Source organism: Streptococcus oralis, assembly GCF_965111685.1.
Lineage (GTDB): Bacteria > Bacillota > Bacilli > Lactobacillales > Streptococcaceae > Streptococcus > Streptococcus oralis_B.
In genome coordinates this window covers 1,588,793-1,608,321 of the sequence record NZ_OZ217340.1, presented here as the reverse complement: position 1 = coordinate 1,608,321, position 19,529 = coordinate 1,588,793, and the positions used below count along the sequence as shown (strand labels likewise).

Sequence of the window (19,529 nt, the reverse complement as noted above, 5' to 3'; positions counted from 1 at the left end):
CTGTATGAAATGAGACGGTCTTTCCGTCTGGTTAAAGGAAAACATGACAAAAAAAGTTGGTGTCGGTCAGGCACATAGTAAGATTATTTTAATAGGAGAGCACGCTGTCGTTTACGGTTATCCTGCCATTTCTCTACCTCTCTTAGAGGTGGAAGTGACTTGTAAGGTAGTCCCTGCTGAAAGTCCATGGCGTCTTTATGAGGAGGATACCTTGTCTATGGCGGTGTATGCTTCACTTGAACATCTAAATATCAAGGATGCCTGCATTCGATGTGTGATTGACTCGGCTATCCCTGAAAAACGAGGGATGGGTTCGTCAGCGGCTATCAGCATAGCGGCCATTCGAGCGGTTTTTGACTACTATCAAGCCGACCTACCTCATGATGTACTAGAAATCTTGGTTAATCGGGCTGAGATGATTGCCCATATGAATCCTAGTGGTTTGGATGCTAAGACTTGTCTCAGTGACCAGCCTATTCGCTTTATTAAAAACGTTGGATTTGCAGAACTTGAGATGAACCTATCTGTCTATTTGGTGATTGCAGATACAGGTGTGTATGGCCACACTCGTGAAGCCATCCAAGTGGTTCAAAGTAAGGGGAAGGATGCTCTACCGTTTTTGCATGCCTTGGGAGAATTGACCCAGCAAGCAGAAGATGCGATTGGACGAAAAGATGCTGAAGGACTGGGACAAATCCTCAGTCAAGCGCATTTACATTTAAAAGAAATTGGTGTTAGTAGCCCTGAAGCAGATTCCCTCGTTGAAACGGCTCTGAGCGACGGTGCCTTGGGAGCCAAGATGAGTGGTGGTGGGCTAGGAGGCTGTATCATAGCCTTGGCAACCAATCTGGATCAAGCACAAGAACTAGCAAAACGATTAGAAGAGAAAGGAGCTGTTCAGACATGGATCGAAAGCCTGTAACAGTACGTTCCTACGCAAATATTGCCATTATCAAATATTGGGGAAAGAAAAAAGAAAAAGAGATGGTCCCTGCTACTAGCAGTATTTCTTTAACTTTGGAAAATATGTATACAGAGACGACCTTGTCGCCTCTACCAGCCCATGCGACGGCGGATGCCTTTTATATCAATGGTCAACTCCAAAATGAGGCTGAGCATGCCAAGATGAGCAAAATCATTGACCGCTACCGTCCAGAAGGTGAGGGCTTTGTCCGTATCGATACCCAAAATAACATGCCGACCGCAGCGGGTTTATCCTCCAGTTCCAGTGGTTTGTCTGCCTTGGTCAAGGCTTGCAATGCTTATTTCCAGCTTGGTTTGGATAGGAGTCAGTTGGCGCAGGAGGCTAAGTTTGCCTCAGGCTCTTCTTCTCGGAGTTTTTATGGACCACTAGGTGCCTGGGATAAGGATAGTGGAGAGATTTACTCTGTAGAGACAGACTTGAAACTAGCTATGATCATGTTGGTGCTAGAGGACAAGAAAAAACCAATTTCTAGCCGTGATGGGATGAAACTCTGTGTGGAAACCTCGACGATCTTTGATGACTGGGTGCGCCAGTCTGAGAAGGATTATCAGGAGATGCTGGTTTATCTCAAAGAAAATGACTTTGCCAAGGTTGGGGAATTAACGGAGAAAAATGCCCTTGCTATGCACGCTACAACCAAAACAGCATCACCAGCCTTTTCTTATTTGACGGATGCAAGCTATGAAGCCATGGATTTTGTTCGCCAGCTTCGTGGGCAAGGAGAAGCCTGCTACTTTACCATGGATGCCGGTCCCAATGTCAAGGTCCTCTGTCAGGAGAAAGACTTGGAGCATTTGTCAGAAATCTTCGAGCAACATTATCGCTTGATTGTGTCAAAAACAAAGGATTTGAGCCAAGATGATTGCTGTTAAAACTTGCGGAAAACTCTATTGGGCAGGTGAATATGCTATTCTAGAGCCAGGACAGTTAGCCTTGATAAAGGCTATCCCCATCTATATGAAGGCTGAGATTGCCTTTTCTGACAGCTACCGTATCTACTCAGATATGTTTGATTTCGCAGTGGACATGACGCCAAGTCCTGCCTACAGCTTGATTCAAGAAACGATTGCTTTAGTGGGAGACTTCCTTGCTGTACGCGGTCAGACTTTGCGACCTTTTTCTTTGGAAATTCGTGGAAAAATGGAACGCGAAGGCAAAAAGTTTGGTCTGGGTTCGAGTGGTAGCGTCGTTGTCTTGGTGATCAAGGCCCTGCTGGCTCTATATGATATTACGGTTGATTCGGAACTCTTGTTCAAACTGGCAAGCGCGATCTTGCTCAAACGAGGCGACAATGGCTCTATGGGAGACCTTGCCGGTATCGTGGCAGAGGATTTGGTTTTCTACCAGTCTTTTGATCGAAAGAAGATAGCTGCGTGGTTGGAAGAAGAAAACTTGGCGACAGTTTTGGAGCGTGATTGGGGATTTTCGATCTCACAAGTGCAACCAGCCCTAGAATGTGATTTCCTAGTGGGATGGACCAAGGAAGTAGCTGTGTCTAGTGATATGGTCAAGCAAATCAAGCAAAACATCAATCAGAGTTTTTTAAGTTCCTCAAAAGCAACAGTGGTTACTTTGGTAGAAGCCTTGGAGCAAGGGAACGTGGAAAAAATCATCGAGCTGGTGGGAACAGTCAGCCAGCTTTTAGAAGGTTTGAGCCCAGATATTTACACGTCTTCGCTTAGACAGCTGAAAGAAGCCAGCCAAGGTTTGCTGGCTGTTGCCAAGAGTAGTGGCGCTGGTGGTGGTGACTGTGGCATTGCCTTGAGTTTTGATGAGCATTCAACTGAAACCCTAAAAAACCGTTGGGCCAATCTGGGGATTGAGCTCTTGTACCAAGAAAGGATAGGACATGACGACAAATCGTAAGGATGAGCATATCCGCTATGCCCTTGAGCAAAAAAGCTCCTATAATAGCTTTGATGAGGTTGAGTTAATCCACTCCTCGCTACCGCTCTATGACCTAGATGAGATTGATTTATCTACAGAATTTGCAGGTCGCAAGTGGGACTTTCCTTTTTATATCAATGCCATGACAGGTGGGAGCGAAAAAGGTAAAGAAATCAATCAAAAACTAGCTCAGGTGGCAGAAGCCTGTGGGATTTTATTTGTGACGGGCTCTTATAGCACAGCCCTAAAAAATCCTACAGATAATTCTTTTTCTGTCAAATCTAGCCATCCAAATCTCCTCCTGGGAACCAATATTGGCTTGGACAAGCCTGTTGATCTAGGATTTCAGACTGTAGAAGCGATGAATCCTCTTCTCCTGCAAGTGCACGTCAATGTTATGCAGGAATTACTCATGCCGGAGGGTGAAAGGAAGTTCAGAAGCTGGCAATCGCATCTGGCAGATTATAGCACGCAGATCCCTGTTCCTATCGTTTTAAAGGAAGTAGGCTTTGGCATGGATGTGAGGACCATCGAAAGAGCCTATGAACTGGGTGTTCGAACCTTTGACCTGTCAGGTCGTGGTGGCACCAGCTTTGCCTATATCGAAAACCGTCGCAGTGGCCAGCGTGATTACCTCAATCAATGGGGTCAGTCCACCATGCAAGCCCTCCTCAATGCCCAAGACTGGAAAGACAAGGTCGAACTCTTGGTCAGTGGAGGCGTTCGGAATCCGCTGGATATGATTAAGTGCTTGGTCTTTGGTGCCAAGGCTGTAGGACTGTCACGTACCGTTCTAGAGTTGATTGAAACCTACTCCGTCGAAGAGGTGATTGGCATTGTCCAAGGCTGGAAAGACGATCTGCGTTTGATCATGTGTGCCCTTAACTGTGCCACCATAGCGGATTTGCAAAAGGTAGACCACATTCTTTATGGTAAACTCAAAGAAGCGAATGATCAGATCTAAAGAGGTCGGGACAAGAATCCCGCCCTTTTTTGTAGCCTTTTGTCAACTGTGGTGAGTTGATGAAACCTAGATTCTAAGAGCAATTTCTGTCCCGTCGCCTTTTTCCATCCTCAGACCGAGGTGACTTTTTTGAATTGTGATAAAATAGAAGGGAGAGGATGCATCTATGAAAAAATTTCAAATCTTTTTATTTATCGAAGCCTGTCTGTTGACGGGGGCTCTGATTTTGATGGTATCAGAGCATTTTTCGCGTTTTCTGCTGATTCTGTTCCTCTTTTTGCTCTTGCTCCGCTATTATACAGGTAAAGAGGGCAATAACGTTTTCCTCCTTGTGGCGACCATTCTTTTCTTTTTCATCGTCATGCTTAATCCCTTTGTGATTCTAGCAATCTTTGTGGCAGTGATTTACAGTCTCTTTCTTCTCTATCCAATGATGAACCAAGAAAAAGAGGAGACAGACCTGGTTTTTGAAGAGGTGGTGACGGTTAAAAATGAACGCAATCCTTGGTTTGGCAATCTCCATCATTTCTCTAGTCACCAGACCTGCCAGTTTGATGATATCAATCTCTTTCGCCTCATGGGCAAGGACACCATTCATCTAGAAAGAGTTATCCTAACCAATCATGACAATGTCATTATCCTTAGAAAAATGGTCGGAACGACTAGGATTATCGTACCTGTAGATGTGGAAATTAGTCTCAGTGTCAACTGCCTCTATGGAGATTTAACTTTCCTCCATCAACCCAAGCGAGCCCTTCGTAATGAACACTATCATCAGGAAACCAGGGACTACCTCAAGAGTAACAAGAGCGTCAAGATTTTCCTAACTACTATGATTGGAGATGTGGAGGTGGTCAGAGGATGAAAAAGCAATCCTATCTGTTAATCGGACTGACTTCTTTCCTCTTTATCCTCTTTTTGACCAATAGTCTACTTGATATTCTTAATCTTGATTGGTCCTATTTACTACAAGATATCGAAAAACTGGAAAAGTTAATCTTCTTGATCTTTGTCTTTAGTCTTTCCATGTCCTTCTTTTTTGTTCTTTTTTGGCGCGTGATGGAAGAAATTTCACGCAGAAAAATGCAGATCAATCTCAAGCGACTGCTAGCAGGAAAAGAGGTGGTTTCTTTTGCAGATCCAGACTTGGATGCCAGTTTCAAGTCCTTGTCTGGCAAGCTCAACCTCTTGACAGAGGCTGTTCAAAAGGCTGAAAATCAAGGCCTAGTCAGGGAAGAAGTAATCATCGAGAAAGAACGGAAGCGGATTGCACGTGACTTGCACGATACAGTTAGTCAGGAGTTGTTTGCAGCCCACATGATTTTATCCGGTGTCAGTCAGCAGGCTTTGAAGCTGGATAGAGAAAAGATGCAGACCCAGTTGCAAAGTATTGCAGCCATCCTCGAAACAGCCCAGAAAGATTTGCGGGTCTTGCTCTTGCATTTGCGACCAGTTGAGTTGGAAGAGAAGAGTTTGGTTGAGGGGATTCAAATCCTCTTAAAAGAGCTTGAGGACAAGAGTGATCTCAAGGCTAGTCTCAAACAGAATGTGTCTAAATTGCCCAAGAAGATTGAAGAACATATCTTCCGCATTTTGCAGGAATTGATCAGCAATACCCTCCGCCATGCCCAGGCATCTTGTTTAGATGTCTATCTCTATCAGACAGATGTTGAATTGCAACTGAAGGTGGTGGACAATGGGATTGGCTTCCAGTTAGGGAATTTAGACGATTTGAGTTATGGACTGCGAAATATTAAGGAGCGGGTTGAGGATATGGCTGGAACCGTTCAACTCTTGACAGCACCTAAGCAAGGACTGGCGGTTGATATCCGTATTCCCTTGCTAGATAAGGAATCATAAAGGAGTAGAGATGAAAATTTTACTGGTAGATGATCATGAAATGGTCCGATTGGGCTTGAAAAGCTATTTTAATCTCCAAGACGATGTGGAAGTTGTGGGCGAGGCTGCCAATGGGGCTCAAGGTATTGACTTGGCCTTGGAACTGCGCCCAGATGTCATTGTCATGGATATTGTAATGCCTGAGATGAATGGAATTGATGCAACCTTGGCCATCCTCAAAGAATGGCCTGAAGCCAAGATTTTGATTGTGACTTCATACTTGGACAATGAAAAAATCATGCCGGTCTTGAACGCAGGTGCAAAAGGTTACATGCTCAAGACTTCTAGTGCAGATGAATTGCTCCACGCTGTCCGCAAGGTGGCTGCTGGTGAGCTAGCTATTGAGCAAGAGGTCAGCAAGAAGGTCGAATACCACCGCAATCATATCGAACTTCATGAGGATCTGACTGCGCGTGAGCGAGATGTGCTTCAACTCATCGCCAAGGGCTACGAAAATCAGCGCATTGCAGATGAACTCTTTATCTCTCTCAAGACGGTCAAGACCCATGTATCCAACATTCTTGCCAAGCTTGAGGTCAGTGATCGTACCCAGGCTGCGGTCTATGCCTTTCAGCACCACTTGGTGGGGCATGAAGACTTTTAATACTAGCACATTAAATTAAGAAAATAACAAAAAGGAAAATCTATGAAATATATTGTAAGCATTTTAGCTATCGGTATTGTAATAGGAGGAGGAATCTTATTTTGGAAAAATAGAGAGAATACATCACCTCGTGTTCAAGTTGAAGAAAGTATTTCATCTGCTTCTAGTCAAGAAGTGAATCAATCACCTAAAACACAAGAGAGTCATCTAGTTCCGACAGAAGATATTGTTACCGAGGAATATACGGTCGCTTATGAAGATAAAAACCTGTATGGTCAAATCACTGCACCTAGAGATTATAAAAATAAAAAATTACCAGTGGTGGTTATCTCACATGGCTTTAACAATACATTTGATATGTATAAGGATTATATCCAATTGTTAGCAAAGCAAGGCTTTTTGGTCTATGGTTTTGACTATTATGGAGGAAGCCGTAATTCTAAAAGTGGTGGTCAAGATATGCTTCAAATGTCTGTTAAAACAGAGCTAACAGACTTAACGAATGTAGTAGATAAACTGACATCAGAAAGTTATGTTGATAAGGATCATCTAAGCATAATAGGTGTCAGTCAGGGTGGTGTGGTAGCTAGCTTGTATGCAGCTGCTAATCCTGAACAAATCTACAAGCTCGGCCTGATTTTCCCCGCTTATGTTTTATTTGATGATGTGAAGGAAACTTATCAAAATCTTGGAAGTCCATCATTTGAACAACTCCCTGATAGTCTGATACATCATAATGCTAGCTTGGGTAAAATTTATCTGACAGATGCACTAGATATTGATATTGAAGATGTTCAGAGGAAGATTACGGCTCCTACTCTAATTGTACATGGGACGAATGATACAATTGCCCCCTATCAATATTCAGTTGATGCTATCCAAAGAATTCCAAATGCTAAACTAGTTACAGTAGAAGGTGGACGACATCGTGTTGATGAGAATTTTAGTAAAATCGCCATACCAGCCATTCAGAACTTTTTTGCAGAGTAGAGAATTTTTAGTAACTGAACTCAGTATCAGGGAAGCAAGCAAGTACCTTTAGCATCAATGAAAAGCGTATTCATTACTTGAAAAAAGTCGCTATTATATGGTATAATGGACTGTATTAAAAATTTTAAGGAGAAATGACAGAATGTCTGTATCATTTGAAAACAAAGAAACAAACCGTGGTGTCTTGACTTTCACTATCTCTCAAGACCAAATCAAACCAGAATTGGACCGTGTATTTAACTCAGTAAAGAAAACTCTTAACGTTCCAGGTTTCCGTAAAGGTCACCTTCCACGCCCTATCTTCGACCAAAAATTTGGTGAAGAGTCACTTTACCAAGACGTTATGAACGCACTTTTGCCAAACGCTTATGAAGCTGCAGTAAAAGAAGCTGGTCTTGAAGTGGTTGCGCAACCAAAAATTGACGTAACTTCAATGGAAAAAGGTCAAGACTGGGTTATCACTGCTGAAGTCGTGACAAAACCTGAAGTAAAATTGGGCGACTACAAAAACCTTGAAGTATCAGTAGATGTAGAAAAAGAAGTTACAGATGCTGACGTTGAAGAACGTATCGAACGCGAACGCAACAACTTGGCTGAATTGGTTATCAAAGACGGCGCTGCTGAAAATGGCGACACTGTTGTCATCGACTTCGTTGGTTCTATCGACGGTGTTGAGTTCGACGGTGGAAAAGGTGAAAACTTCTCACTTGGACTTGGATCAGGTCAATTTATCCCTGGTTTTGAAGACCAATTGGTTGGACACTCAGCTGGCGAAACTGTTGACGTTGTCGTAACATTCCCAGAAGACTACCAAGCAGAAGACCTTGCAGGTAAAGAAGCTAAATTCGTGACAACTATTCACGAAGTAAAAGCTAAAGAAGTTCCAGCTCTTGACGATGAACTTGCAAAAGACATCGACGAAGAAGTGGAAACTCTTGACGAATTGAAAGAAAAATACCGCAAAGAATTGACTGCTGCGAAAGAAGAAGCATACAAAGATGCCGTTGAAGGAGCAGCAATCGATAAAGCTGTAGAAAACGCTGAAATCGTAGAACTTCCAGAAGAAATGATCCACGAAGAAGTTCACCGTTCAGTAAATGAATTCCTTGGAAACTTGCAACGTCAAGGGATCAACCCTGACATGTACTTCCAAATCACAGGAACTACTCAAGAAGACCTTCACAAACAATACGAAGCAGAAGCTGAGTCACGTACTAAGACTAACCTTGTTATCGAAGGAGTTGCCAAAGCTGAAGGATTTGACGCTTCAGAAGAAGAAATCCAAAAAGAAATTGAGCAATTGGCAGCAGACTACAACATGGAAGTTGCACAAGTACAAAACTTGCTTTCGGCTGACATGTTGAAACACGATATCACTATCAAAAAAGCTGTTGAATTGATTACAAGCACTGCAACAGTTAAATAATCTTAAAAGATAAAGAGCCCACCTGACTAGGTGGGCTTTCTGTTGCTATTTTCCAAAAATCTCTTTAAGGTCTGCATCTGTAATCCCAATCATGGCTGGGATGCTAGACCAGTTTTCCTCGGTGAGGATGCAGGATTGTTCAGAGTCACTTGCTGTGGCAGTTTCAGAGAGGGCTTGTTTACTTTCTTCAATATTATTTTCAATTAGATCACTGAAGCGTTCAATTAGATAGGTCTTGCGAGCAGTCCCAATATGCTTGACTGCATAGTCAAAGGCCTGTAATTCGCCAAGAAGGATGAGTTTGCTCTTGGCCCGTGTAATAGCTGTATAGATGAGATTACGTTCCAGCATGCGCTTGCTAGCACTGGTGATGGGCAGGATGACAACAGGAAACTCACTTCCTTGAGACTTGTGGATACTCATGGCATAGGCTAGACGGATCTTGTACCATTCGTTTCGAGGGTAGACGACCTCATTGCCATCAAAATCAATGACAATCTCGTCTTGTTTGGACTCGGTGTATTTTCCAGGAATCAGGTCAGTGATGTAGCCTAGGTCTCCATTAAAGACATTGGCTTCGGCATCATTGACCAAGTGAATGACCTTGTCCCCTGTTCGATAGTGACACTGAGTTGCTTCAAAGTTAACTTGTCCCTTTTGAAGAGGATTGAGCAGGTCTTGCATGAGTTGGTTGATGGCGTCAATACCAGCAGTTCCTCGATACATAGGCGCTAACACCTGAATATCACGAGCCGGAATGCCACTTCTGAGGGCAGCACCGAGGATTTTCTCAATCGTAGCTGGGATATGGCCACTAGCGATTTCAAAGTAGGAGCGGTCAGCTTTTTTCTGGGTAAAGTCAGCAGGCAAGACGCCTTGTCGAATCTGACTTGCCAAGGTGACGATAGTTGATTCCTCGCTCTGACGATAAATTTTTTCCAAGCGAGTCTGCGGAATCAGTGGTATCTGGAGCAGGTCAGCCAAGACTTGTCCAGGGCTGACAGACGGTAGCTGGTCGCTATCCCCCACGATGAGAATTTTACTGTTAGAAGAAATGTTGGAGAAGAGTTGGTTGGCTAGCCAAGTATCCACCATGGAAAACTCATCTACAATGATAAAGTCGGCATCTAGATAATCTTCCAGATGGCTGGTATCATCGTCCCCCGTCATTCCCAAATGACGGTGTATAGTAGCGCTAGGCAAACCTGTTAATTCGTTCATACGGCGGGCTGCTCGACCAGTTGGAGCTGCTAGAAGAATAGGTAGGTTGCTTTTTTTTCTGAGGTCAAGTCCTTCTAAGAGGGCATAGACAGCGATAATCCCATTGATAACAGTCGTCTTACCAGTACCAGGTCCACCTGTCAGGATAAAGAACTTGTTCTGGATAGCGTCACAGATAGCTTGCTTTTGAATACTATCGTATTGGATACCCAGTTCTTGCTCGACGCTAGCGATATGCTTTTGAATGGTTTCCAAATCCTGACTTTGTTTCTTTCCTTTTTCAAGGATGCGAACCAAGTGACTGCGAATGCCTTCTTCGGCGAAAAAGAGGCTATTATCAAAGATTTTGGTATCAATCTGTTGAACCTTGTCTTCTTCAATCAAATGAGATAATTCCTGAGCAACTTGGCTGGGATCCAGTTCCACGGGACGAGAAGACTCGAGGAGAGTCAGGGTCTGTTCCAGCAAATCTCGGGCTTCCATATAGGTATCGCCCGTATCCATACAGCCTTGAAAGAGACTGTGGACAAGGCCAGCACGGAAGCGCTCGGGAGCTTGGCTTTCAATTCCTAGTTCGGCGGCTAATTGGTCAGCAATAGTAAAGCCCAATCCCTTGATATCCTCAACCAACTGGTAGGGATAGTTTTCAACAATATCCAGCGTTTCTTCCTTGTAAAAATCTTGAATCTGAAAGGCTAGTTTATTGGGAATGCCGTAGTTAGCTAGTTTTGCCAAAACCATCTCTGTCCCATAGTTGAGACGGAGGGTGGAGACAAATGCCTCACGGTTTTTGGCAGAGAGTCCAGCAATGCTTTCCAGCTTTTCAGGATGCTCCAGAATTTCGTCTATGGTATTGTCACCGTAGCTATCAACGATTTTTTGGGCCGTTTTGAGACCAATCCCCTTGAAATGGCTACTGGAAAAGTACTTGACTAGCCCATTTTTAGTTGGTTTTGCCCGTTCATAACGGCTGATCTGAAGCTGTTCCCCATACTTGGAGTGCTGAACGATTTGCCCCCAAAAAGTATAGTCTTCACCCTCAATCACGTCCGCCATAGTTCCTGTAACGATGATTTCAAAATCGTCAAAGTCCTCCGCATTGGTATCTTCGATATCTAGGAGCAAGATGCGATAAAAATTACTAACATTTTCAAAAATAATGCGTTCAATGGTGCCTGAAAAATAAACTTCCATAGGTTTCCTTTACATGAGTTCGTGAGAATTGGTCTCTTGGCCACTTTGAAAAGCTAGATGACGAAAAGGTTTTCTCTCACAATAGAAAAAGAGACTGAGACTTACTATTCTCGGCCTCTTCCTTATCTTAAAAAGTTCCGATACGGTTAAGTGGCCAGAAACGGAATTTTGCTTCGCCTTTGATATCGCTAGCCTTGAAAGTACCAACATGGCGACTGTCGCTAGATACTAGACGATCGTCGCCAAGGAGAAGGTACTCGCCTTGAGGGACAGTAAAGCTGAAGCTGGTGTTGGAATTGACATCGACCGTAAAGGCTTGTGCTTTTTGAGCAAGTTCTCTAAAGTAGACTCCCTTATTGCCTTCAAATCCTCTACCAGTATAGGTGTTTTGCAACTTTTCTGTTTTGAACAAGTTGAGGTACTCAGCTAGGTAAGGTTCATTCGTTTCTTCACCGTTGATAAAAAGTTTATCATTTTCGTAGCGGATGGTATCTCCAGGCATGCCGATGACCCTTTTGACAATGTCTTTATTTCCGTCTTCCTCATGCGCAACCACGATGTCGAAGCGATCAATTGGGAGGTGTTTGACGACGAAGAGAACCTCTCCGTCAGCTAGGGTAGGGTCCATCGAGTGTCCTTCCACACGGACATTGCTCCAAAGGAAGATACGGCTAAGGCCGACCAGCGCGATAATCAGGAAGATGATTCCCCATTCTTTTATAAATGATTTTAAATAGTTCATGGTTTACCTCTATAGAAGTTTTTTTGCTTTTTCAGTGTTTTTAAAATGCAGTTTGGCGCAGAAATGAAGTCCCTTCATACCATAGGATTGAAGGATTTTGCTAGCAACCTTATCAGATGCAATTCCAGCGCCACTTGGCAGTTGGTAGCCCAGTTCTCGTCCAAGATTTTCCAAGTTTTCGAGGAAGAGATCTCGCGCGATGATGGAGCTAGCCGCAACAGCCAGGTATTTGCCCTCAGCTTTTTCTTCCAAAGTGATCTTATTTGGAAAATGATTGGCTTCTTGTGCCAAGTGCTTATCATAGTTTTTAGGACTTGTAAAAGCATCAATGACGATTTTTTCTGGCTGGACTCCTTTTTGAAGCAGGAGAAAGATAGCTTGGTTGTGAAGGGCAACCTTTACAGAAACAGCATTGTAACGCTTTCCGATAACTTCGTTGTACTTGCTCGGTGAAAGGAGGAGCGCTTGATGCGGTATCTTTTCCTTGAGGATAGGGGCAATCTGACGAATCTTTTGGTCTGTCAGAGTCTTAGAATCCCCCACGCTGAGTTTTCGCAAGAAGTCGTGCTGATCAGGTGTCACGAAGGAAGCCACGACAGCCAGTCCACCAAAGTAGGAACCATTTCCCACCTCATCGGTCCCAATCATAGGAAAATCTTGTCCCCTGTTTTCTTGTTGAACTTGGTAGCCAAAGAAACTGGCGTATTGCTCAGCAGCTTCGCCCTGCAGGAGGACTTTTCCAGAAGTATAGATGGAAACTGTTGCCTGAGGGAATCGCAAAAAAAAGCGAATATAGGGATTTTTACTAGGACTGAGAGCCTTCTGATACTGACTTAAAAAGCTCTGAATTTCCTGTTCACTTGGTGTGAGTGTGATACTTGCCATAGTCTCTATTGTACCACAAAAGCAGGAGAATTGGTAAAAACTGACAAAGTTAGCGAAATTTGGTATAATATCGTGAGGTGAATTTTATGGCAAATCTAAATCGATATAAGTTTACATTCGGGAAAAAGACATTAACCTTGACAACCGAGCATGACAACCTCTTTATGGAGGAAATTGCAAAGGTTGCGACTGAAAAATACCAAGCAATTAAAGAACAAATGCCTGGGGCGGATGATGAAACCATTGCGCTTCTTTTGGCGGTCAACTGTCTGTCAACACAGCTCAATCGTGAAATTGAATTTGATGACAAGGAGCAAGAGTTGTTAGAACTCCGCCACAAGTTAATTGCTGTCAAACAAGAACAGAGCAAGATTGAGGATTCCCTATGATTTCAATCCTACTCTTATTGGTTCTTGCTTGGGGCTTTTACATCGGCTACCGTAGAGGTTTGGTGCTGCAAGTTTATTATTTCATAGTTGCAGTAATTTCAGCCTTTGTTGCGGGACAGTTTTATAAATCACTGGGAGAACACTTCCACTTGCTTGTCCCTTATGCCAATCCTCAGGAAGGACAGGGCACCTTTTTCTTCCCTTCAGACCAGCTGTTTCACCTAGACAAGGTCTTTTATGCGGGTCTTGCCTACCTTCTAGTTTTCGGAATTTGTTACAGTATCGGACGTTTTATCGGTTTGTTCCTACACTTGATTCCAACTAAAAAGCTCGATGTCAAATGGTTCCGTATGGGAGCAGGCCTATTGTCGCTATTGGTAACCTTATTTGTCTTGCAAATGGCTCTGACCATTCTTGCAACAGTGCCTCTGGCAGTCATTCAAAATTCACTCGAAAAAAGTATAGTAGCCAAACACATCATCCAAAGTGTCCCTTTTACGACAAACCTTATCAAACAACTTTGGGTGACAAACTTAATCGGATAAAAAGGGCGGGATTTTTCCTAGCCCTTTGTTTACAGATTGGAGGACTGGGTCAAAACCTCTAATTACTATAATCTTGTAAACAAATATACAAGGAAAGAATATGAATACAAAAATACTAGAAACCTTAGAATTTAATAAAATCAAGGCCTTGTTTGAACCGCATCTCTTGACAGAACAAGGACTAGAGGAGTTAAAAGTCTTGGCTCCAACTGCCAAGGTGGATAAGATTAAACAAGCCTTTACAGAGATGGAGGAAATGCAAGCCCTATTTGTGGAGCAGCCTCACTTCACCATACTAGCGACGCGTGAGATATCAGCTGTTTGCAAGCGTCTGGAGGTGGGGGCGGACCTCAATATTGAGGAGTTCCTGCTCCTCAAACGGGTCTTGCTGGCTAGCAGAGAGTTGCAAGGCTTTTATGCCAATCTTGAAAATGTACGCTTGGAGCAGTTGGCGAGATGGTTTGAAAAACTACATGATTTTCCACACTTGCAAGGGAGTCTTCAAGCCCTAAATGATGCGGGATTTATCGAAAATTTCGCCAGTGAAGAGCTAGCACGCATCCGTCGGAAAATCCATGATAGCGAGAGTCAAGTTCGAAATGTCTTGCAAGACTTGCTCAAGCAAAAAGCGCAGATGTTGACGGAAGGGATTATCGCTAGTAGAAATGGCCGTCAAGTCTTACCCGTCAAGAATACCTACCGCAATAAGATTGCAGGTGTTGTTCATGACATCTCTGCCAGTGGAAACACGGTCTACATCGAGCCGCGTGAGGTCGTCAAGCTGAGCGAAGAAATCGCTAGTCTGCGAGCTGATGAGCGCTATGAGATGATTCGTATCCTGCAGGAGTTATCGGAACGGGTCCGTCCTCATGCTTCTGAGATTGCTAATGACGCTTGGATCATCGGCCATCTGGATCTGATTTGTGCCAAGGTGCGTTTCATCCAAGAAAGACAAGCAGTAGTTCCTCAACTTTCAGAGAGCCAAGAGATTCAACTCCTTCATGTTCGCCATCCTTTGGTCAAAAATGCTGTCGCAAACGATGTACACTTTGGTAAGGAATTAACGGCCATTGTCATTACAGGTCCCAATACTGGTGGGAAGACCATCATGCTCAAAACCCTGGGCTTGACTCAACTCATGGCCCAATCTGGATTACCCATTCTAGCCGATAAAGGAAGTCGTGTCGGTGTTTTCGAGGAAATCTTCGCGGATATTGGGGATGAGCAGTCTATCGAGCAAAGCTTGTCTACCTTCTCCAGTCACATGACCAATATCGTAGATATTCTTGGCAAGGTCAATCAGTACTCGCTTTTACTCTTAGATGAGCTTGGGGCAGGGACCGATCCGCAGGAAGGTGCAGCCCTTGCTATGGCTATTTTGGAGGATCTTCGTCTACGTCAGGTTAAGACCATGGCGACGACCCACTATCCAGAACTCAAGGCTTATGGTATTGAGACAGCCTTTGTGCAGAATGCCAGCATGGAGTTTGATACAGCTAGTCTGCGTCCGACCTATCGCTTTATGCAGGGAGTTCCTGGCCGAAGCAATGCCTTTGAAATTGCTAAACGCCTTGGCTTGTCAGATGTCATTGTCGGGGATGCCAGCCAGCAGGTCAATCAAGATAATGATGTCAACCGCATCATTGAACAATTGGAAGAGCAAACGCTTGAAAGCCGTAAACGCTTGGACAATATCCGTGAGGTGGAGCAAGAAAACCTCAAGATGAACCGAGCACTCAAAAAACTCTACAACGAATTCAATCGCGAGAAGGAAACAGAGCTTAACAAGGCGCGTGAACAAGCTGCTAAAATTGTGGAACTCGCTCTAAGTGAGAGTGACCAGATTCTTAAGAACCTCCACAGTAAGTCTCAACTCAAACCCCATGAAATCATTGAAGCTAAGGCTGAGCTGAAAAAACTGGCCCCTGAAAAAGTCGACTTGTCTAAAAACAAGGTCCTGCAAAAAGCCAAGAAAAAACGAGCTCCGAAGGTGGGGGATGATATCGTGGTTCTCAGTTATGGTCAAAGAGGAACCTTGACCAATCAGCTCAAGGATGGCCGTTGGGAAGCCCAAGTCGGTTTGATCAAGATGACCTTGGAAGAGAAAGAATTTGACCTTGTTCAGGTTCAACAAGAAGCCCCAGTCAAGAAAAAACAAGTCAATGTCGTCAAACGTGCTTCTGGTCGTGGTCCGCAAGCCAGACTGGATCTCCGAGGAAAACGGTACGAAGAGGCCATGAATGAGCTGGACGCCTTTATCGACCAAGCCCTGCTCAATAACATGGCGCAAGTCGACATCATCCATGGTATCGGAACAGGTGTCATTCGTGAGGGCGTCACCAAATACCTACAAAGGAACAAGCATGTCAAGAGTTTTGGCTATGCCCCACAAAATGCTGGAGGCAGTGGCGCCACCATTGTAACCTTTAAAGGATAGAGAGAAGAAGGAGTCAATATTTCTGAAAAAAAGAAATGAAAAGTCAAAAAATTTCATAGAATATATTGACAAAGGTTAACTTTTCTTGTAGAATAATAAAAAATTAAATACCAACACCGAATGAAGTTTAATAGAAGTGGAGAAAGGTTTGTTTTCCATGACTGTAAATGGACGGAACTCTGGAGAGACCGTAAAGGCACCGAAGGGGCAAGGCAGGCAACTGCTCAAACTCTCAGGTAAAAGGACAGAGCTAAGATAGACCGCTTTTTGGCATTTATCTAAGCATTCCAGAGTACATGTATCTTGCATGTGCTCTTTCTTTTGGGGTTGAAAAGATAGGAGAAGGATATGTTAGAATTGCTAAAAGCGCTCGATGCTTTCGTTTGGGGACCTCCCCTATTACTGTTATTGGTCGGAACGGGTATCTATCTGACCATCCGACTAGGACTTTTACAGCTAGCTCGTCTCCCTAAGGCCTTTCAGTTGATTTTTACCAAGGACAAGGGACATGGCGATGTATCGAGCTTTGCTGCTCTATGTACAGCCCTTGCAGCTACTGTTGGAACGGGGAATATCATAGGAGTCGCGACAGCCATTAAGGTTGGGGGACCAGGAGCCCTCTTTTGGATGTGGATGGCAGCCTTCTTTGGGATGGCAACCAAGTATGCTGAAGGCTTGCTGGCTATCAAGTATCGCACTAAGGATGCAAATGGAGCTGTAGCTGGAGGCCCCATGCACTACATCCTTTTGGGAATGGGAGAAAAGTGGCGTCCACTTGCTATCTTCTTTGCCCTAGCTGGTGTATTGGTGGCCCTTCTGGGGATTGGTACCTTTACCCAAGTCAATTCAATTACAGAATCTATCCAAAATACAGCTCAAATTGATCCAGCTATCACAGCTTTCGTTTTGTCTGTTTTTGTCGCGATTGCAGTCTTTGGTGGCCTCAAATCCATATCAAAGGTTTCGACAGCAGTTGTTCCATTTATGGCTATTGTCTATATTCTGGGAACTCTTACAGTCATTTTCTTTAATATCGAGAAAATCCCAGCTACGCTTGCACTCATTTTTACTTCAGCCTTTAGTCCAGCTGCTGCGGTAGGTGGTTTTGCAGGTGCTAGTATTCGGATGGCTATCCAAAATGGTGTGGCGCGGGGAGTCTTCTCTAACGAATCTGGTCTTGGTTCAGCTCCGATTGCAGCTGCAGCAGCTAAGACAAATGAGCCTGTCGAGCAAGGCTTGATTTCCATGACAGGAACCTTTATTGATACGTTGATTATCTGTACTCTTACAGGTCTGACAATCTTAGTAACAGGTGTTTGGAGCGGAGAATTAAATGGTGTTGCCTTGACCCAGTCGGCCTTTTCAACAGTTTTTTCACATTTTGGACCTGCCCTTTTGACCATCTTCCTTGTACTCTTTGCCTTTACGACGATTCTAGGTTGGAACTACTACGGAGAACGTTGCTTTGAATTTCTTTTTGGCGTTCGTTTTATCTGGCTTTATCGAGTAGTTTTTGTGCTCATGGTCTTGTTGGGAGGTTTTATCGAGCTGGACATGGTCTGGATCATTGCAGATATCGTCAATGCCTTGATGGCCTTGCCTAACTTGATTACCCTTTTGGTCTTGTCGCCCGTAGTTGTTACTGAGACCAAAAAGTATTTTAAGCACTAACCCAATCACACTTTTAGTGTGATTTTTTTCATTTCATAGACATTTCTTATCAAGGTGATTGAAAATATATATTATCCAAGGGGGAAATTCTATGATAGACTAAATGACAATAAAATGAAAAGAGGTTTCTTATGACAACATTTACCATCCACACAGTAGAATCAGCACCAGCAGAAGTGAAAGAAGTTCTTGAAACAGTACAAAAAGATAACAATGGTTATATTCCCAACCTAATCGGTCTCTTGGCCAATGCCCCGACCGCGCTTGAAGCCTACCGAACTGTCGGAGCTATCAACCGTCGCAATAGCCTGACACCAGTGGAACGCGAAGTAGTGCAAATCACAGCTGCCGTAACCAATGGTTGTGCTTTCTGCGTCGCAGGTCACACAGCCTTTTCAATCAAACAAATCCAGATGAATGATGATCTTCTCCAAGCTCTCCGCAACCGTACTCCAATTGAGACAGATCCAAAACTAGATACTCTAGCTAAGTTTACCTTGGCGGTTATCAATACCAAAGGGCGTGTGGGAGATGAAGCCTTGACTGAATTTTTGGAAGCTGGCTACACGCAACAAAATGCCTTGGATGTGGTTCTCGGTGTTAGTCTTGCTAGCCTCTGCAACTATGCCAACAACCTGGCTAATACGCCGATTAATCCAGAATTGCAACCGTATGCTTAATTCATATCTGAGAAAAAATGAAGTCTGAAATAATCGAACTTCATTTTTTAAGTCCTCATTTAAGCGCTTTTATGCTATACTAATAATAACATGATTATTGGAGGCTCGAATGAAAAAGCTCCCCTTGGTATTTTCTGGCTGTTTATTAGGTTTAGCAGGTGCAGGAAATCTGATTGCAGATACTTGGCCAGTTCTGTCGCATTTATTGAGTCTGATTGGTCTAGTGTTGTGGATTTTCTTTCTGATTCTTCATCTTTTTAATTGGGAAGAAACCAAGCAAGAATTGACCAAGCCCCCTCTTTTATCAGGGATGGCCACTTTTCCTATGGCTGGGATGATTTTAGCGACCTATGTCTTTCGCGTATTCCCTGCTCTTTCTTTGCTAGCACAAGGAATCTGGTGGTTTTCCTTTCTCTTGGATTTGACTTTGATTGCTACTTTTACCATCAAATTTGCCTGTCCGGGTCGGAGGGTCAATGCGACTCCAAGTTGGACGGTACTCTATGTGGGAATAGCAGTAGCAGCCTTAACCTATCCTCTTGTCGGAATCATTGAAATTGCCTATGCAACCTTGATTTTTGGTTTTGTCTTGACCTTCTATCTCTATCCGCTTATTTATAGCGATTTAAAGAAACATCCACTCCCGATGGCCTTGCTTGGACAGGAAGGAATCTACTGTGCTCCCTTTTCTCTACTCTTAGCTTCCATAGTTCGAGTTGGAGGAGCAGGCCTACCGACTTGGCTCTTGATTGTCATGATTTTGGCATCTCAATCCTTCTTTTTCTTTGTGTTGACTCGCCTGCCCCATATTTTAAAGCAAGGCTTTCAACCAGCTTTCTCAGCCCTCACCTTTCCAACCATTATCACAGCTACTTCGCTCAAGATGGCTCAGGGAATCTTGAGACTTCCATTTCTGGATTATCTAGTATTGGCTGAAACCGTTATTTGCCTCACTATTTTATTCTTTGTATTGGGTGCTTATCTGATTTGGTTACGAAAAAAGGTCTAGC

Annotated in this window: 18 protein-coding genes and 1 riboswitch; of the genes, 15 read left to right on the top strand and 3 right to left on the bottom strand. The window is 43.7% G+C overall.

Annotated elements, in window-relative coordinates; translation table 11 throughout:
• The first annotated feature begins 43 nt into the window (after nt 1–43).
• The 9 genes from mvk to tig all read left to right on the top strand — a co-directional run bounded on the left by mvk (nt 44) and on the right by tig (nt 8,755).
• Nucleotides 44–922, top strand: coding sequence for a mevalonate kinase (gene mvk / locus ACLV7H_RS08250; protein ID WP_045593183.1), 879 nt, complete (start codon nt 44–46; stop codon nt 920–922).
• Complete coding sequence (gene mvaD / locus ACLV7H_RS08245; RefSeq protein WP_411866898.1) at nt 904–1,857, top strand: diphosphomevalonate decarboxylase; 954 nt, start codon at nt 904–906, stop codon at nt 1,855–1,857. The genes mvk and mvaD overlap by 19 nt, the downstream gene beginning before the upstream one ends.
• Nucleotides 1,844–2,851, top strand: coding sequence for a phosphomevalonate kinase (locus tag ACLV7H_RS08240; RefSeq protein WP_411866897.1), 1,008 nt, complete (start codon nt 1,844–1,846; stop codon nt 2,849–2,851). The genes mvaD and ACLV7H_RS08240 overlap by 14 nt, the downstream gene beginning before the upstream one ends.
• The gene (gene fni, locus ACLV7H_RS08235; RefSeq protein ID WP_411866896.1) at nt 2,835–3,836 is read left to right on the top strand and encodes a type 2 isopentenyl-diphosphate Delta-isomerase; all 1,002 of its coding nucleotides are present in this window, start codon (nt 2,835–2,837) and stop codon (nt 3,834–3,836) included. The genes ACLV7H_RS08240 and fni overlap by 17 nt, the downstream gene beginning before the upstream one ends.
• A gap of 166 nt (nt 3,837–4,002) precedes the next feature.
• Nucleotides 4,003–4,701 (top strand): cell wall-active antibiotics response protein LiaF, encoded by a 699-nt coding sequence (gene liaF, locus ACLV7H_RS08230; protein WP_045593192.1) that lies wholly within the window; start codon nt 4,003–4,005, stop codon nt 4,699–4,701.
• Nucleotides 4,698–5,696, top strand: coding sequence for a sensor histidine kinase (locus ACLV7H_RS08225; RefSeq protein ID WP_045593194.1), 999 nt, complete (start codon nt 4,698–4,700; stop codon nt 5,694–5,696). Before liaF ends, ACLV7H_RS08225 begins: the two co-directional genes overlap by 4 nt.
• A gap of 10 nt (nt 5,697–5,706) precedes the next feature.
• Nucleotides 5,707–6,339 (top strand): response regulator transcription factor, encoded by a 633-nt coding sequence (locus tag ACLV7H_RS08220; protein WP_045593196.1) that lies wholly within the window; start codon nt 5,707–5,709, stop codon nt 6,337–6,339.
• Nucleotides 6,340–6,381: 42 nt separating this feature from the next.
• Nucleotides 6,382–7,329: an alpha/beta hydrolase family protein gene (locus ACLV7H_RS08215; RefSeq protein ID WP_045593197.1), complete on the top strand. Its 948-nt coding sequence runs from the start codon at nt 6,382–6,384 to the stop codon at nt 7,327–7,329.
• 142 nt (nt 7,330–7,471) lie between these two features.
• Complete coding sequence (tig, locus tag ACLV7H_RS08210; RefSeq protein ID WP_411866895.1) at nt 7,472–8,755, top strand: trigger factor; 1,284 nt, start codon at nt 7,472–7,474, stop codon at nt 8,753–8,755.
• Nucleotides 8,756–8,800: 45 nt separating this feature from the next.
• On the opposite strand, the gene ACLV7H_RS08205 is transcribed toward tig, so the two are convergent.
• The 3 genes from ACLV7H_RS08205 to rnhC all read right to left on the bottom strand — a co-directional run bounded on the left by ACLV7H_RS08205 (nt 8,801) and on the right by rnhC (nt 12,797).
• Entirely contained in the window at nt 8,801–11,170 is a 2,370-nt protein-coding gene (locus tag ACLV7H_RS08205; protein ID WP_411866894.1) for an ATP-dependent RecD-like DNA helicase, read from the bottom strand.
• A 127-nt stretch (nt 11,171–11,297) separates the two neighbouring features.
• The gene (gene lepB, locus ACLV7H_RS08200; protein WP_045593202.1) at nt 11,298–11,912 is read right to left on the bottom strand and encodes a signal peptidase I; all 615 of its coding nucleotides are present in this window, start codon (nt 11,910–11,912) and stop codon (nt 11,298–11,300) included.
• Nucleotides 11,913–11,921: 9 nt separating this feature from the next.
• Nucleotides 11,922–12,797 carry a ribonuclease HIII gene (gene rnhC, locus ACLV7H_RS08195; protein ID WP_045593204.1) on the bottom strand — a complete coding sequence of 292 codons (876 nt, stop codon included), beginning with the start codon at nt 12,795–12,797 and terminating at the stop codon, nt 11,922–11,924.
• An 86-nt stretch (nt 12,798–12,883) separates the two neighbouring features.
• Between rnhC and zapA the strand changes: the two genes are divergently transcribed.
• The 6 genes from zapA (at nt 12,884) to ACLV7H_RS08165 (ending at nt 19,528) form a co-directional block, all read left to right on the top strand.
• Nucleotides 12,884–13,186 (top strand): cell division protein ZapA, encoded by a 303-nt coding sequence (zapA, locus tag ACLV7H_RS08190; RefSeq protein ID WP_000002028.1) that lies wholly within the window; start codon nt 12,884–12,886, stop codon nt 13,184–13,186.
• Nucleotides 13,183–13,731: a CvpA family protein gene (locus ACLV7H_RS08185; protein ID WP_045593207.1), complete on the top strand. Its 549-nt coding sequence runs from the start codon at nt 13,183–13,185 to the stop codon at nt 13,729–13,731. Before zapA ends, ACLV7H_RS08185 begins: the two co-directional genes overlap by 4 nt.
• A 100-nt stretch (nt 13,732–13,831) precedes the next feature.
• Entirely contained in the window at nt 13,832–16,168 is a 2,337-nt protein-coding gene (locus tag ACLV7H_RS08180) for an endonuclease MutS2 (protein ID WP_411866893.1), read from the top strand.
• A 169-nt stretch (nt 16,169–16,337) separates the two neighbouring features.
• A riboswitch (glycine riboswitch) is annotated at nt 16,338–16,426 on the top strand.
• A gap of 90 nt (nt 16,427–16,516) precedes the next feature.
• A complete protein-coding gene (locus tag ACLV7H_RS08175; RefSeq protein ID WP_411866892.1) occupies nt 16,517–17,839 on the top strand; it encodes an alanine/glycine:cation symporter family protein in 1,323 nt (440 codons plus the stop codon).
• Nucleotides 17,840–17,970: 131 nt separating this feature from the next.
• Nucleotides 17,971–18,519, top strand: a complete 549-nt coding sequence (locus ACLV7H_RS08170) for a carboxymuconolactone decarboxylase family protein (protein WP_033680925.1) — start codon at nt 17,971–17,973, stop codon at nt 18,517–18,519.
• A 109-nt stretch (nt 18,520–18,628) separates the two neighbouring features.
• Complete coding sequence (locus ACLV7H_RS08165) at nt 18,629–19,528, top strand: TDT family transporter (protein ID WP_411866891.1); 900 nt, start codon at nt 18,629–18,631, stop codon at nt 19,526–19,528.
• Nucleotide 19,529: the final 1 nt, after the last annotated feature.